A 14,459-nucleotide genomic window follows, 5' to 3' on the forward strand; every position below is an offset into this window, starting at 1 on the left:
GCCACGTCGACCACGTCGACCACGTCGACCACGTCGACCACGTCGACCACGTCGACCACGTCGACCACGTCGACCACGTCGACCACGTCGACCACGCCGACCATGCGGCGGCCGGGGCTCCCGCCGGGGCCGAGGAGATGCCGACACCGCACGAGCCGATGGGGAACGGCGGCCACGAGGCCATGTCGATGGCGTCGATGGTGGCCGACATGCGCAACCGCTTCCTCGTGGCGCTGCTGTTCTCGATCCCCATCGTCATCTGGTCGCCGATCGGCGAGGACGTCTTCGGTCTGGACGCCCCCGTGCCCTTCGGGCTGCGCCAGGACGTCTGGGCGCTGCTGCTGAGCCTGCCGGTGATCTTCTACTCGTGCTCGATCTTCTTCGTCGGCGCGGTGCGGGCCCTGCGTGCCCGCACCCTGGACATGATGGTGCTGGTCGCGGTCGCCGTCGGCTCCGGCTGGACGTACTCGCTGATCATCACGCTCACCGGGGGCGGCGACGTCTTCTACGAGGCGGCCACCGTGCTGGCCTCGTTCGTGCTGCTCGGCCACTGGTTCGAGATGCGCGCCCGGGGCGGTGCCAACGACGCCATCCGCACCCTGCTCGACCTGGCACCGCCCAAGGCACTCGTCGTGCGGGGCGGTGAGCCGGTGGAGGTGCCCACCGCCGAGGCCGTGGCCGGCGATCTGCTGCTGGTCCGGCCCGGAGCCAAGATCGCCGTCGACGGAACCGTCGAGGAGGGGGAGAGCGAGGTCGACGAGTCGATGGTCACCGGGGAGAGCCTGCCCGTGCACAAAGCCCCCGGCTCGCAGGTCGTCGGTGCGACCATCAACGCCAACGGCACGCTCCGTGTACGCGCCACCAAGGTCGGCTCCGACACCGCTCTGGCACAGATCGTCAAACTCGTCCAGGAAGCGCAGAACTCCAAGGCCCCCGGCCAACGGCTCGCCGACCGGGCCGCGTTCTGGCTGGTCCTCGTCGCCCTGATCGGCGGCGCCGCGACGCTGGCCGTCTGGCTGCTGGCCACCGACCGCTCGCTGGGCGCCGCGATGCTGTTCGCCATCACCGTCGTCGTCATCACCTGCCCGGACGCCCTTGGGCTGGCCACTCCCACGGCCATCATGGTCGGTACGGGACTGGGAGCCCGGCGCGGGGTGCTGTTCAAGAACGCCGTCGCCCTGGAGGCATCGGCCGGGATCCAGACCGTGGTCATGGACAAGACCGGCACCCTGACCAAGGGCGAGCCGGAGGTGACCGACCTGATCACCGTCCCGGGAACGGACGAGGACCAACTGCTGCGGCTGGTCACGGCGGTGGAGCGCGAGTCCGAGCACCCCTTGGCCGAAGCCGTCGTACGGTACGCCGACAGCCGGGCCGTGACGGCAGCGAGCGCGCGGCACTTCGAGAACGTCCCCGGCCACGGTGCGACCGCGGTCGTCGACGGCCACCGGGTCGCGGTCGGCAACCGCGCACTGGCGGTGCGCGAAGGAGTCGACCTCGGCCGACTGGCCGTCCGACGCGAGGCGCTGGCCGCCACCGGCCGTACCGTCGTCATCGCCGCCGTCGACGGACAGGCGGCGGGCCTGATCGGCATCGCCGACGCACCCCGGGAGACCTCCGCGGCCGCCGTGGCCGAACTGCACGCCCTCGATGTCGAAGTGGTCATGCTCACCGGCGACAACCAGGCCACCGCCGAACGGATCGCGGACCGTCTGGGCATCGACACCGTCATCGCCGAGGTCCTGCCCGGGGACAAGGCGGCCGAGGTGGCCGAACTGCAACGCGGCGGCCGCAAGGTCGCCATGGTCGGCGACGGCGTCAACGACGCACCCGCCCTCGCCCAGGCCGACCTCGGCATCGCCATCGGCGCCGGCACCGACGTGGCCATCGAGACCGCGGACCTCGTCCTGATGCGTTCCGACCCCCTCGACGTGCCGACCGCGCTGCGCATCGGCCGCGGCACCCTGCGCAAGATGCGGCAGAACCTCGGCTGGGCCATCGGCTACAACACCGTCGCCCTGCCCGTCGCCGCGGGTGTCTTCGAGCCCGCCCTCGGCCTGGTGCTGCGGCCGGAGATCGCCGCGCTGTCCATGTCCGGGTCCAGCGTCATCGTCGCCGTCAACGCCCTCGTGCTCAAACGCCTGCACCTCCCGGGCGCACCCTCACCCGCCGGCCGACCCCCCAGCGCGGCGGCTGCCCAGAAGGGCCGGCATCAGGCCGGACGGCGTCCGCCCCGCTGACCCGCATCGCGGCAGGGGCTCCTGCGCCGCCCGTCGCCCTGCTCGGAAGGCTTGATGCGGGGCCCGGCGACTCGCCCCGCGAGACGGGGTCCTTCTTCACGGTGCCGGTCGAGGACCTCCGGCCTGCGGGGCCCGCACAGCGGCGAACACGGCGAGCGCCGGCCCGGCCGTGACGGCGACGGCACCGAGCACGTCCACCCGGCCTCGGCGGCCGCCGCCGGCGGGCAGCAGCTTGGTGGCACCGAGCGTGGCGAGACCGAGCGGGACGTGGACGATGAACACCCGAGGCCGGCTCAGCCACTGCGTGAGGACACCGCCGAGGAAGACACCGCCGAGGAAGACGCCGGCGGTAGGCGATGAGGGCACCCCACGTGAAGATGTCTGCTTCTGCGCCCACCTCGCCCGTGCGGTACGGCTCGGAGCTGATCCAGCCCGGGGTGCCGGTCGTCACTCCGGCGCGGGTCGTGGAGGTGCCGACCAGGGCACCCCCGCCCCCGGTGGGCCCGCGCGGGGCCGGCCGGCTCCCCGCGCGGGCGTGTGGCTCACGCGTCGTTGATCGGACCGGTGCCGAGGCGGACGTTGTCGATCGCCCAGAACCAGTTGTTCCCCGCGTTGAACAGCCGGAAGTTCACCCTGACCGACGTCGCTCCGGACGGGACCGCGAAGGAGAGGTCGACCAGCCGGTTCTGCTGGTCCTGGCCGTTGTTGGTGTTGCCCGAGGCCGCGCTGGAGTAGTGCAGCACGCGGGTGGCCTCTCCGGAGTCGAACTCGACCGTGACCTCGGCCTCCTGCGGGCTCTCCTGACGGTAGTGGGAGTCGAAGCCCAGGTGGAGGGTCGAGATGCCCGGCGGAATGGCGACCGAGGGAGTGGTCAGTGTCGAGTCGAACCGGCCGCGGCTCGCCGGGCTGCCGGTGTCGTCCCAGTCGTCTGCGTCGGCGACCGCCACGATCCCCAGGCTCCGGCTGAAGCCCGGCCGGTCCTGCCCCGCCGGGAACCAGAACTGCTTGGAGAGGAAGGTCCAGCCCTGCAGTTCCCTGGTGCCCTGCGGCATCGTCGGCGCGTTGGTGACCGTCCACCCCCCGGGCGTGGTCCGCGTCCAGCCCACCAGGCCGGGACGGCTGAGGTCGACGGCCGAGGCCAGGGACGGGGCGACGGACTCGAAGTCCTCGGCGAGCAGGTGACCGGTCATCACGGGGCCGACCCCGGCGGTCAGCGACGCCGTCTGCTCCCTGGTCCGCCCGCCCAGGCTCGCGGTGACGGTGGCCTTGACCGTGGCGGACGTACGGGCGGCCGACACCGGCGCGACGACGTCCCATGCGAGGGCGACGGAGGAGCGGGCCGGAACCGTGGCCGGCACGGAGGCCGACGGGGTGGCGGTCCAGCCGTCCGGCAGGGTGAGCGTGCCCGCCAGGCCGGTGAGCGGGGCGCTGCCCGCGTTGGTGACGGTCGCGGTCACGGTGCGCGGTTCACCCGGTGAGAGCACCGTGCCGTCGGTCTTCGGCGAGGCCGAAGGACCGGTCAGGGCCACGCTCATCGCGGCGGCGACCTTGGTCCGCACGCGCGCGTCGGCGATCTTCAGCAGACCGTCGCCGTCGGCGTGCGCGGCCACGATCAGACTGCCGACGGTGGCATCGGCGGCCGGTGTGACCGTGAAGCGGACGTCGGCGGATCTCCCGGCGGCCAGTGACCGCGGCGCGGACCCGGACCGCTCGACCCTCCAGCCGGAGGGGGTGAGCAGGGTGGCTGCGAGGCGATCCAGCCGGGCCGCGCCCCGGTTCGTCAGGGTGACGACGACCTCGGCCGGGCTGCCCTGGGCGAGCGGGGTGTCCAGGCCCGGCAGCGGCTCGGGCAGGGTGATCGAAGCGGCCAGCGCCGGGAGCATGCCGGTGGCCGGGTCGGTGACACCCCGCTTGCCGTCGGCCAGGCGGCCGGTCATACGGCGCAGAAAGCCCGGGTCGCGCTGGTCGACCACGACGATGTCGTACCAGCCGTGGCGGGAGAGACGGACCGGCACGATGCGCTTCTGCCCGGGCGCAAGGGTGACGGTCCGTACCCGGTCGTCGGCGTCGCGCGGGTAGACCGACTCGCCGACGAGGAGCGTCCGGGTCGTCGATGAGGGATTGGCGCAGTGGACCATGACCTGGCCCGGTCCGGCCTGCTCGACCAGGTACGCCTCGGCTCCGGCGCCGGCGCCGCGCAGTTCCCACGTCGACCAGCCGGGGCCGCGCACCTGGAGGTCGTAACCGTCGGACCCGTGGGGGACCGTGTCCACGGTGCTTCCGCCCGCGGCGACCGTCCAGGTCCGCGGCTCGCCGCCGTCGCCGGGGTACGCGGTGACCGCGGCGGCCGCGGTGCCGCTGTTGCCGAGCCGCAGCCGGACCCGGCCGTCGGTGACGTCGGCACGCAGCGACAGGCGGTACGGCAGGGGACGGGTGGGGCGGATGCCCGCCTCCTGCTCCGGGAGCGCCTGCCGCTTCGGCGGAACGGGGTTCCACCGGCCGACCGGCGCCGGTACCGGGCCGGGCTGCTCCACGTCGGGCTGCGGGTGGGTGCGGTGGAAGTCGAGGACGGAGGTGAGATCGCCGAAGACACTGCGTCGCCAGGCGCTGATGTTGGGCTCCCTGACTCCGGTCCACTGCTCCATGAAACGGATCACGGAGGTGTGGTCGAACGCCTCGGAGGAGACGAAGCCGCCCACCGTCCACGGCGAGACGACCGTCATCGGCACGCGCGGGCCGGGGCCGACCGGGCGGCCGTTGAACCAGTCGTCGCTGTTGCCGGAGTCGGGCTCGGGCGCGACCGGGGCGGGCACGTGGTCGAAGTAGCCGTCGTTCTCGTCGAAGTTGATGAACAACACCGTCTTCGACCAGGTCTCGGGGTCGCTCGCGAGGGCGTCGAGCAGGTCGTAGACGAGGTTGGCGCTGCCGACCGGGGTGGAGGAGCCGGGGTGCTCGGAGAGCGCCGCCGTGGGTACCACCCAACTCACCTTGGGCAGCGTGCCGTTCTTGATGTCCGCCGTCAGCCGGGGGATCAGGGTGTCCGGCTCGGAGCGGTAGGCGCCGCGCAGGAAGAGCCGGCGCTCGGCCTCGGTCAGGGAGTCCACGCCCTGCTGGAACTGGGCGAGGGCCTCCTGCCGCTGCGCGGAGGACTTGCCCCAGAGGCTGTCGTAGAACTGCTCGGTGGTGGAGTACTGTCCGCTGACCTTGGAAAGGATCTTCCGGCCGATCCGCTTCCACGGCCGGAAGTATTCGACCGCGTTGTCGGTGAAGTTGTCCCACTCCTGGTAGATCTGCCACGAGACCCCGGCCGCCTCCAGGCGCTCGGGGTAGGTGGTCCAGTCGTATCCGGCGTGGGTGTAGGAGTAGGCGGCGTTGGTGACGGCTCTGTTCACGCCGTCCGGCTCGAAGCCCGTGGTGCCGGTCCACAGGTAGTTGCGGTTGGGGTTGGTGGAGCCGTACACGGAGCAGAAGTAGGAGTCGCAGATGGTGAACCGGTCGGCCAGTTCGTACTGCAGGGGGATGTCCCGCCGGTCGTAGAAGGCCATGGTGCTCTGGCCCTTGGCGGCGATCCAGTCGTCCCACCAGCCGTTCGCCCGTGCCTGGACGCCGTCCGGGAAGCCGTGCGGGAGCGAGCCCAGGTACTGGATGTCGCTCTCCGGGCGGCCGGCGTCGACCGCCGCCCGGCGGGCCGAGAAGGGAAGGACGTCGCCGTCGGCCCGCGGTTGCCTGAAGACGTCGGCGCCGCCGGGCAGACGCAGGGGGGTGCGGTCGCCGAAACCGCGCACGCCCTTGAGCGTGCCGAAGTAGTTGTCGAAGGAGCGGTTCTCCTGCATCAGCACGATGACATGCTCGATCGCTTTCATGCCGCCACGCGGCATCGGCGCGGCCATCGCTTTGAGGAGCGAGGGGGGCAGGAGGGACAGCGCGGTGCCACCGGCGAGAGCACCGAGGATCCTGCGGCGGGAGGTGTCGGACATGCTGCGGAGAATAGGGTTCCGACACGGTGGCCAAGAACCCTCCGCGACAGGGCTTCGCCCACTGTTCACGCGGAGGCACCCGGCGTTCGTACTGGTCACACGGTCGGGTTCGGCAGACGGCGAGCAGGACGGCGGTCACGCGGTCGTGGGCGAGCGGCGCCTCGCGGGTACCACGGGTGAAACCTCGGACTCACGTTCCTGATGTTCCGTCAGGTAGGTCGGCATCTGATCGGCACCAGTCCCCGAACAGTCCGAGACGGCTCCCGGACAGGCGCCTGGTCTGCGGCGTCACCACAGCCTGGCCCGCACACAAGCCCAGGCGGGAAGCCTGCTCGGTGCGGTGCACGATGTTCTGCAAGGTCTTCGACCGGAAGGCATGCCCGTGTACGGTGAAGACCGCCCTTGACCTGCACAAAGCAGGCGGGGAGCCGTCCTCCAGGCCGGTTACTCGTGTCACCGGGCACGGGCGCGGGGCATGGCCGTGCGCGGGCGGGTGGAGGTCCCGGCCCGGCGCGCGATCGTCTTCCAGGCCGACCGGCTGCTGCCGTGGCAGCGGGTGCTGCGCAACGTCACGCTCGGCCTGCACGGGCCCGACGCCGAACAGCGGGCCCGCGACGTGCTCGCCGAGGTCGGACTCGCGGGCCGGGAGAAGGCGTGGCCGAAGGAACTCTCCGGCGGAGAGGCCCAACGGGTCTCGCTCGCAAGGGCGTTGGTCTCGGAGCCCGAACTCGTGCTGCTCGACGAGCCGTTCGCGGCGCTCGACGCCATCACGAGGCTGCGCATGCACGACCTCGTACGTGCGCTGCGCACCAGGCACCAGGCCGCCATGCTGCTCGTCACCCACGACGTCGACGAGGCGATCGCCCTGGCGGACCGCATCGTCGTCATGAGCAACGGCCGTATCGGCACCTCGCACGAGGTGGACCTCCCCGCCGCGGACCGCGAAGCGAGCGTCGCCCGCGAGGCACTCCGCGCACGGCTCCTGGCGGACCTCGGCCTCGCCGGCCGCCACTGACCTCCCCGAACACCCTCACCCGGCACAGAAAGCACGACAACCATGCGAAGAAGAACAAGCAGACTCATCGGCACCATCGGCTCGCTCACCCTGGCGGGCACTCTCGTCGCCTGCGGATCGTCGTCGTCGGACACGGCCGCGCCCCTGAGCAACGCAGCCGACGCCGGCGACGTCAAGCACCCCGAGTGGAGCAAGTACACCTTCACCATCGGGGACAACGGCGGTGACGGCAGCCAGGAACTGGCGAAGGTCACCGGCGTGTTCGACAACGCCCCCTACAAGGTGAAGTTCGCCCGTTTCACCTACGGGCCGCCGCTCGTGCAGGCCGCCGCCTCGGGCGACATCGACCTCGGCAGCGTCGGCGACGTACCGCCGATCACCGGTGCCGCGAAGGAGTACGGCTTCAAGATCGTCGCCGTCAACCGCTCGCTCACGCCCGACCAGGCGGTGGAGAACATCATCGTGCCCAAAGGCTCCAAGCTGAGGACGGCCGCGGACCTCAAGGGCAAGAAGATCGCCGTCCCGCAGGGCAGTTCGGCCCACGGTCTGGCCCTCAACGCCCTGAAGAGCGTCGGCCTCACCCCGAAGGACGTGAAACTTGTCTTCCTCGACCCGGCGGCCGGCGCGACCGCGTTCAACACCGGCAAGGTGGACGCCTGGTCGATCTGGAACCCGCAGTCCGCGATCGCGGTCAAGAACGGTGCCCGGATCCTGGTGAAGGGGCTGCCCCCGATCGACCAGACGAGCAGTTACTACGTCGCCGGCGACTCGTCGCTGAAGGACAGGACCAAGCGCGCAGCCCTCACGGACGTCCTGAAGAGGCTTTCGCGGGAGTTCGCCTGGGCCGTCAAGAACCCGGACGAGTACGCGCAGGCGCTGTCGAAGGAGCAGGGCATCCCGCTCGCCGACGCCAAGGCCTCCCTGGCCGCCTACTCGAACCGGGTCACCCCGGTGGAGCGGTCGGACATCGAACTGGAGCAGAACCTCGCCGACGCCTTCCTGGACGCGGGCCAGATCACCAAGAAGGTCGACGTCGAGTCGATCACCGACAACCTCCTCCCCGCCGGTTACGACAGCTCCAAGCTCAAGGTCACCTCATGAGCGCCGGACGGCGGCAGCTGCACCTCAACGCCTTCCTCATGGAAGCGGGCCACCACGAGGCGGCGTGGCGGCTCCCGCACAGCAATCCCCGCGCCGACTTCGACCTGCGGCACTGGATCGAACTGGCGCAGCTCGCCGAGAGCGCCAAGTTCGACTCGCTGTTCCTCGCCGACGGTCCGGCCCTCATCGGCACCGGCGAGTTCCGGCCGCCCGGCCAACTGGAGCCGCTGACGCTGCTGACCGCGCTGTCCCAGGCGACCAGCAGGATCGGCCTCATCGCGACCGTGTCCTCGACCTACAACGAGCCGTACAACCTCGCCCGCCGGCTCGCGTCCGTCGACCACGTCAGCGGCGGCCGCGCCGGCTGGAACATCGTCACCTCGGCGGGTGCCGACGAGGCCGCCAACTTCGGCCTCGACGACCGCCCCGGCCACGCCGAACGCTACGCCCGCGCCGACGAGTTCCTGAAGGTGGCCAAGGCGCTGTGGGACAGCTGGGAGACCGAGGCCGTCGTCGCGGACAAGGCCGCCGGGCGCTACGCCGACGCCGCCCGGCTGCACCGGCTCGGTCATGAGGGCACGTACTTCAAGGTCGCCGGTCCGCTCAACGTCGAACGTCCGCCGCAGGGCTACCCGTTGCTCGTCCAGGCGGGTTCCTCGGAGGACGGCAAGGACCTCGCCGCCCGCCACGCCGAGGCCATCTTCACCGCGCACACCACCTACGAGCCGCGCCGCCGCCTTCCACGCCGACATCAAGGCGCGCACCCGAGCCGCCGGACGCCACCCGGACGGTGTGATCGTCCTGCCGGGCATCGTCCCCTACATCGGATCGACCGAGGAGGAAGCCCGAGCGCTTGCACGGCAGTTCGACGAGCTGCGCATCCCGGAGTACGGGCTGCGCCAGCTGGCCGCGGTGTTCGAGACCGAGCCGTCGGTCTTCGCACTCGACGAGCCGCTGCCGAAGTTCATCCTGGCGAGGCCGAAACTGGAGGGTTCACAGAGCCGCTCCGACCTCATCATCGACCTTGCGGTGCGCGAGCGGCTGACGGTCCGGGAGATCATCTCCCGGCTCGGCGGCGGCCGCGGGCACTTCGAGTTCGTCGGCACGCCCGAGCAGGTCGCGGACACGATCATCGCCTGGTTCGAGGGCGGCGCGGCGGACGGCTTCAACATCATGGCCCCGGCGCTGCCGTCCGGCCTGGCGGCCTTCGTCGAGCACGTGCTGCCGATCCTGCGCGGCAAGGGCCTGTTCCGAGAGGAGTACGAGGGCACGACACTCCGCGAGCACTACGGGCTCCCCGTCCCGGCGAACCAGTTCCATGGCTGACCCCCTCCCGGGGCGACCGGACCCGGCCGGGTGTCCACGGCGAGCGAGCCGCCGTCCATCGGGATGTCCGCGATGCGGGACGAACCTCTTGACGTCCACGGCCGGTGGATCGACACTCGGTAAGGAATCCTAGTGAACAGGTAGGGAAATATGAGGCGCCTTGATCCGGACACCGTCCGAGTGAGCCGTTCGCCTCTGCTGACCTCCCGACGTCACATCGACCTGCTCCGCGTCTGCAGCGCGCTCGGCCCCATGGGCTGACCTGCGCACCTGCCACGCCGACGCCTCCCACGGAATGTCGTGCCGTTCGGCGTGCCCAGGTGAGCCCCGCACCGGGGTTCCGTCGTCGCATCCCCGTAGCCCCGGCGGGCCCGGCACCGAGTGCCGGGCCCGCCCTCCGGGCGGAGGAGGGGGATCCGGCCACGGGGCCCAGCCCGATGCCGCATCCGCCGCGCGTACGTCCGCGCCCGCTTTCGGGGAGAGTCATGACCGTCACCACGCCGGCCGCCCACGTTTCCGTCCGGCACACGCCCGCCTTCCGCGGCCGCATCGGCAGGGACGCGCGCAGCGGCCACTACGCCGTTCCCGGCCGCTACCGGCTCCATCTGTCGACCGCGTGTCCAGACGGCCTGCGCATCGCCGTCACCCACACCCTGCTCGGCCTGGACACGGTCTGCCCGGTGACCTTCCTGCCCGCCGTCCCCGACTGTCCGGAGGGCGGCCACTCTGCCCTGCGCCCGCTGTACGAGGCGAGCGCGCACCGCTACTCCGGTCCGGCCGCGGCGCCGGTGCTCAGTGACGGCTGGTCCGGGCGGATCGTCAGCACCCACGACCGGGACATCATGCGCGACCTCGCCCACCGCTTCGACACCTGCGGCCCCTCGCTCTACCCGTGCGGCGCGGAGTCGGAGATCGAGGCCGTGGAGCGGATGTGCGTGGAGGGCGTCGAGGGGGCGGCGCAGCGGGCCGGGGCCGTGGGAGGGGAAGCGGCGGAGCGTGACATGGCACTGGCCACGCTGCTGGAGACCCTCGGCGCCCTCGACCGCCGGCTCGACGGCCGCACCTACCTGATCCGCGACGAAGTCACCGCCGCCGACGTCGAGTTGTGGGTCGCACTGGTCCGGCTCGACACCGTGCACCGGCACCATCTCGACGCCGCCGCGGTCCAGCGCGTCGCCGGCCACCCGGCGCTGTGGTCCTACGCCCGCCGTCTGACCGCCCACCCGGCCTTCGGTGCCCATCTCGACCTCGACGGCACGGACCGCCGCCACCACGCCCAGTGCCGGGGACCGGAGGCCGCCGGATCGGCCGTCCGGATCCTCGACCGGGCCGCACACTCGGCCCGTCGGCCGTTCCACCTGGTGGACCGGTGTTGACATACGTTCGGGCCATTGTCTTGACTACGGCCCAGAACGGTCATGAGTGTCAGCGACAAGCCCTGGCTTGCTGACCGGCAACCCTCGCACCGCGGTGGGGTGCCCCAGGTGACGACCCGGCCGATGACACGTCGGTAAGCGCGAGGCCCACAGGGCCGGAACAGTGACGGTGACGCCATGTACGCAGCTCCCAGAACGGCCGCACGCCGTTCCCAGGGCTGCGTACGGACGTACGCGAACGTGCTCGTCGCAAACCGCGCCGTCGATCTGCTCCGCGTCAACAGCGCACTGTGTACCGCACCGGGCCGTGCCCGCTGTCGGGGCTGACACCTCCCCGCAGCCCCCGCACTCCCTGACCGACACCGCCCGCGCGGTGTGCCGTCGCCCTCCCCACCCCCGGTCCTGCGCCGCCGTGTGCGTCCCCGCACGCCGCCGCGCCTGCGGGGTGTGCCCACCCAGCCGGAGCCCACCATGAGCGAACCCCCTGGCGCCACCGTCACCCTCCCCGAGGCGCCCACCGCCACCGAACCGCCCAAGGCCCTCACCGCCCAGCGAGTGCTGCCGTTGCGGCGCCCGGGACGTTGGATCGCCACCGCGGCCGTCCTGATCCTGGTCGCCCAGTTCGTCCACGGACTGGTGACCAACCCCTTCTACCAGTGGGACCGCTGGAGCTACTGGTTCCTGCGGCCGACCATCCTCGACGGCCTCCTCATCACCCTCGAAGTCGCCGCCTACAGTGCGGTGTCGGGTCTGATCGGCGGCATCCTGCTCGCCCTGGCCCGGCTGTCGAGGAGCCCGGTCCTGCGCGCGGTCAGCTGGACCTACGTGTGGGCGTTCCGCTCCATCCCGCTCATCGTCGTACTGATCTTCCTCTACAACTTCAGTGCCCTGTACGAGACGTTGAGCGTCGGCATCCCCTTCGGGCCGGCCTTCTTCTCCTTCGACGAGTCGAAACTCGCCACCGACATGGTCGTCGCCGTCGTCGGCCTCAGCCTCAACGAGGCCGCCTACGCGGCCGAGGTGGTGCGCGGCGGCATCCTCTCCGTCGACCAGGGCCAGCACGAGGCGGCCGCGGCGCTCGGCCTGCCGAAGGGCTACCAGTTCCGCAGAATCGTCTTTCCGCAGGCGCTGCGCTCCATCATCCCGAACTACGTCAACCAGCTCATCGGCCTGATCAAGGGCACCTCACTGGTCTTCTACGTCTCCCTGCTCGACCTGTTCGGCTCCGCGCAGACCATGGGCTCCACCTACCCCGGCGACATCGTGCCGCTGCTGCTGGTCGTCACCGTCTGGTACCTGATCCTGACCAGCGTCGTCTCCGTCATCCAGTTCTACGTCGAGCGGTACTACGCCCGCGGCGCCACCCGCAGCCTGCCGCCGACGCCACTGCAGAAGCTCCGCACCGGTCTCACCGATCTGCGGGCCCGCATCCGCCGGGAGGCCGCCGTATGACCGCCAAGACCTCCGACACCCTGACGGACGTCGAGGCCGCCACCGTCGAGGTGCACGACGTGCACAAGTGGTACGGCACCCATCGGGTCCTGGACGGCGTCGACCTGACCGTCCGCCCCGGCGAGGTCACCGTCGTCCTCGGTCCCTCCGGCTCGGGCAAGTCCACCCTGCTGCGGGTCATCAACCACCTGGAGAAGCCCGAGATCGGCTACGTCAGCATCAACGGCGAGCCGATCGGCGTGAAGCGGCAGGGAGACCGGTTGAAGGAGCTGAGCGAGCGGGCCATCCTCGCCCAGCGCGGGCGGATCGGGTTCGTCTTCCAGAACTTCAACCTCTTCCCGCACCTGACGGTCCTGGACAACGTGGCCGCGGCCCCGGTCGCCACCGGCCGGCTCGGCAGGCCCGAAGCGCGGGAACTGGCCCGCGAACTCCTCGGCCGCGTCGGCCTCGCCGACAAGACCGGCGCCTACCCGCGTCAGCTCTCCGGCGGCCAGCAGCAGCGCGTCGCCATCGCCCGCGCCCTGGCCCTGCGCCCCGGCGTCATCCTCTTCGACGAGCCCACCTCCGCCCTGGACCCCGAACTGGTCGGTGAAGTCCTCGCCGTCATCCGGGACTTGGCGTCCAGCGGCACCACTCTCGTCATCGTCACGCACGAGATCGGCTTCGCCCGCGAGATCGCCGACCGGGTCGTCTTCATCGACGGCGGCAAGATCATCGAGCAGGGACCGCCCTCCGAGGTCCTCGACTCACCGCGGCACGAGCGGACCAGGGACTTCCTCAGCAAGGTCCTGTGACCCGCCGCATCCCACGACTTCCCCCCACGCCACCACTCTCATCAGCGCCCTTGAGCGACAAGGAACGGCCATGCGCACCCACTTCACCCGACGCAGCCTGATACGCGGCATCACCGCGGCGACCGCCGTCGCCTCCCTGGCCACCGGGCTCGCCGCCTGCGGTGGCAACAGCGACGCCGCCGCCTCCACCGACACCGCCGCCAAGTCCGGCGAGGTCGTCATCGGCCAGGTCTCCAACGGCGCCGCCGAGCAGACCGCCGTCAAGGTCTCCGAGGTCAAGTCCATCAGCGCCGAACTGCCCGCCGCCCTGAAGAAGAGCGGCAAGCTGGAGATCGGCATCGGCGCCCTGCCGGCCGGCTTCCCGCCGCTGGCCTACGTGGGCAGCGACCAGAAGTCCCTCACCGGCGCGGAGCCCGACTTCGGCCGCCTGGTCGCCGCCGTCCTCGGCCTCGAGCCCGAGGTGAAGAACTCCACGTGGGAGAACCTCTTCGTCGGCATCGACAGCGGCAAGGTCGACGTGGCCTTCTCCAACGTCACCGACACCGAAGAGCGCAAGAAGAAGTACGAGTTCGCCTCCTACCGGCAGGACAACCTGGCCTTCACCGTGCCGAAGAAGAGCACCTGGAACTTCGACGGCGACTACGAGAACCTCGCCGGCAAGACGGTCTCCGTGAGCTCCGGCACCAACCAGGAGAAGATCCTGCTGGAGTGGAAGGCGAAGCTGGCCGAGGAGGGCAAGAAGCTCACCGTCAAGTACTTCCAGGACAGCAACAGCGTCTACCTGGCTCTGTCCAGTGGAAAGATCGACGCGTACTTCGGACCCAACCCCGGCATCGCCTACCACAACCGGCAGACCGCGAACACGCCCAACGCCACCCGCACCGCGGGCACCTACTCGGGCGCCGGTGCGAGCCTGCAGGGCCTGATCGCGGCCACCGCCAAGAAGGACAGCGGCCTGGCCGAGCCGCTCGCCGACGCCATCAACCACCTGATCGAGAACGGTCAGTACGCCGAGTGGCTCAAGGCCTACAACCTCTCCAACGAGGCCGTGGCCAAGTCCGAGGTCAACCCGCCCGGACTCCCGCTCGACAACTCCTGACCACCGCGTGCCGGGGACTCCACCACCCACCTCGCGGTGGAGTCCCCGCACGCCGGACACCCCGAGTCGCACCCCGGAG

At 71.0% G+C, this 14,459-nt stretch carries 9 protein-coding genes, 2 pseudogenes and 1 riboswitch; of the genes and pseudogenes, 9 read left to right on the plus strand and 2 right to left on the minus strand.

Going from position 1 to position 14,459, the window contains the following annotated elements; translation table 11 throughout:
- On the plus strand, nt 1-2,240 hold a 2,240-nt coding region (locus tag ACH4N1_RS18920; RefSeq protein WP_398098428.1), incomplete at its 5' end, for a copper-translocating P-type ATPase.
- 96 nt (nt 2,241-2,336) lie between these two features.
- Here ACH4N1_RS18920 and ACH4N1_RS18925 read toward each other — a convergent pair.
- Nucleotides 2,337-2,606, minus strand: coding sequence for a hypothetical protein (locus ACH4N1_RS18925; RefSeq protein ID WP_398098430.1), 270 nt, complete (start codon nt 2,604-2,606; stop codon nt 2,337-2,339).
- Between the two features lie 176 nt (nt 2,607-2,782).
- Nucleotides 2,783-6,217, minus strand: a complete 3,435-nt coding sequence (locus tag ACH4N1_RS18930; protein ID WP_398098432.1) for a phosphocholine-specific phospholipase C — start codon at nt 6,215-6,217, stop codon at nt 2,783-2,785.
- Between the two features lie 487 nt (nt 6,218-6,704).
- On the opposite strand from ACH4N1_RS18930, the pseudogene ACH4N1_RS18935 reads away from it, so the two are divergent.
- The 8 genes and pseudogenes from ACH4N1_RS18935 to ACH4N1_RS18970 form a co-directional block, all read left to right on the plus strand.
- Nucleotides 6,705-7,232 (plus strand): annotated as a pseudogene (locus tag ACH4N1_RS18935) (ABC transporter ATP-binding protein); the annotation flags it as partial.
- Nucleotides 7,233-7,274: 42 nt separating this feature from the next.
- Nucleotides 7,275-8,333: an aliphatic sulfonate ABC transporter substrate-binding protein gene (locus ACH4N1_RS18940; protein ID WP_398098433.1), complete on the plus strand. Its 1,059-nt coding sequence runs from the start codon at nt 7,275-7,277 to the stop codon at nt 8,331-8,333.
- Nucleotides 8,330-9,659, plus strand: a pseudogene (locus tag ACH4N1_RS18945) (LLM class flavin-dependent oxidoreductase). The gene ACH4N1_RS18940 and the pseudogene ACH4N1_RS18945 overlap by 4 nt, the downstream one beginning before the upstream one ends.
- A 150-nt stretch (nt 9,660-9,809) precedes the next feature.
- Nucleotides 9,810-9,920, plus strand: a complete 111-nt coding sequence (locus tag ACH4N1_RS18950; RefSeq protein ID WP_398098435.1) for a putative leader peptide — start codon at nt 9,810-9,812, stop codon at nt 9,918-9,920.
- A 224-nt stretch (nt 9,921-10,144) separates the two neighbouring features.
- Entirely contained in the window at nt 10,145-11,035 is an 891-nt protein-coding gene (locus tag ACH4N1_RS18955; RefSeq protein ID WP_398098437.1) for a glutathione S-transferase C-terminal domain-containing protein, read from the plus strand.
- 38 nt (nt 11,036-11,073) lie between these two features.
- Nucleotides 11,074-11,182, plus strand: a riboswitch (SAM riboswitch).
- 324 nt (nt 11,183-11,506) lie between these two features.
- The gene (locus ACH4N1_RS18960; protein WP_398098439.1) at nt 11,507-12,487 is read left to right on the plus strand and encodes an amino acid ABC transporter permease; all 981 of its coding nucleotides are present in this window, start codon (nt 11,507-11,509) and stop codon (nt 12,485-12,487) included.
- Nucleotides 12,484-13,281: an amino acid ABC transporter ATP-binding protein gene (locus tag ACH4N1_RS18965; RefSeq protein WP_398098441.1), complete on the plus strand. Its 798-nt coding sequence runs from the start codon at nt 12,484-12,486 to the stop codon at nt 13,279-13,281. The genes ACH4N1_RS18960 and ACH4N1_RS18965 overlap by 4 nt, the downstream gene beginning before the upstream one ends.
- A gap of 70 nt (nt 13,282-13,351) precedes the next feature.
- On the plus strand, nt 13,352-14,380 hold the full coding sequence (locus tag ACH4N1_RS18970) for an ABC transporter substrate-binding protein (RefSeq protein ID WP_398098442.1): 1,029 nt from the start codon (nt 13,352-13,354) through the stop codon (nt 14,378-14,380).
- Nucleotides 14,381-14,459: the final 79 nt, after the last annotated feature.

This window comes from Streptomyces sp. NPDC017202 (assembly GCF_044331705.1).
GTDB lineage: Bacteria > Actinomycetota > Actinomycetes > Streptomycetales > Streptomycetaceae > Streptomyces.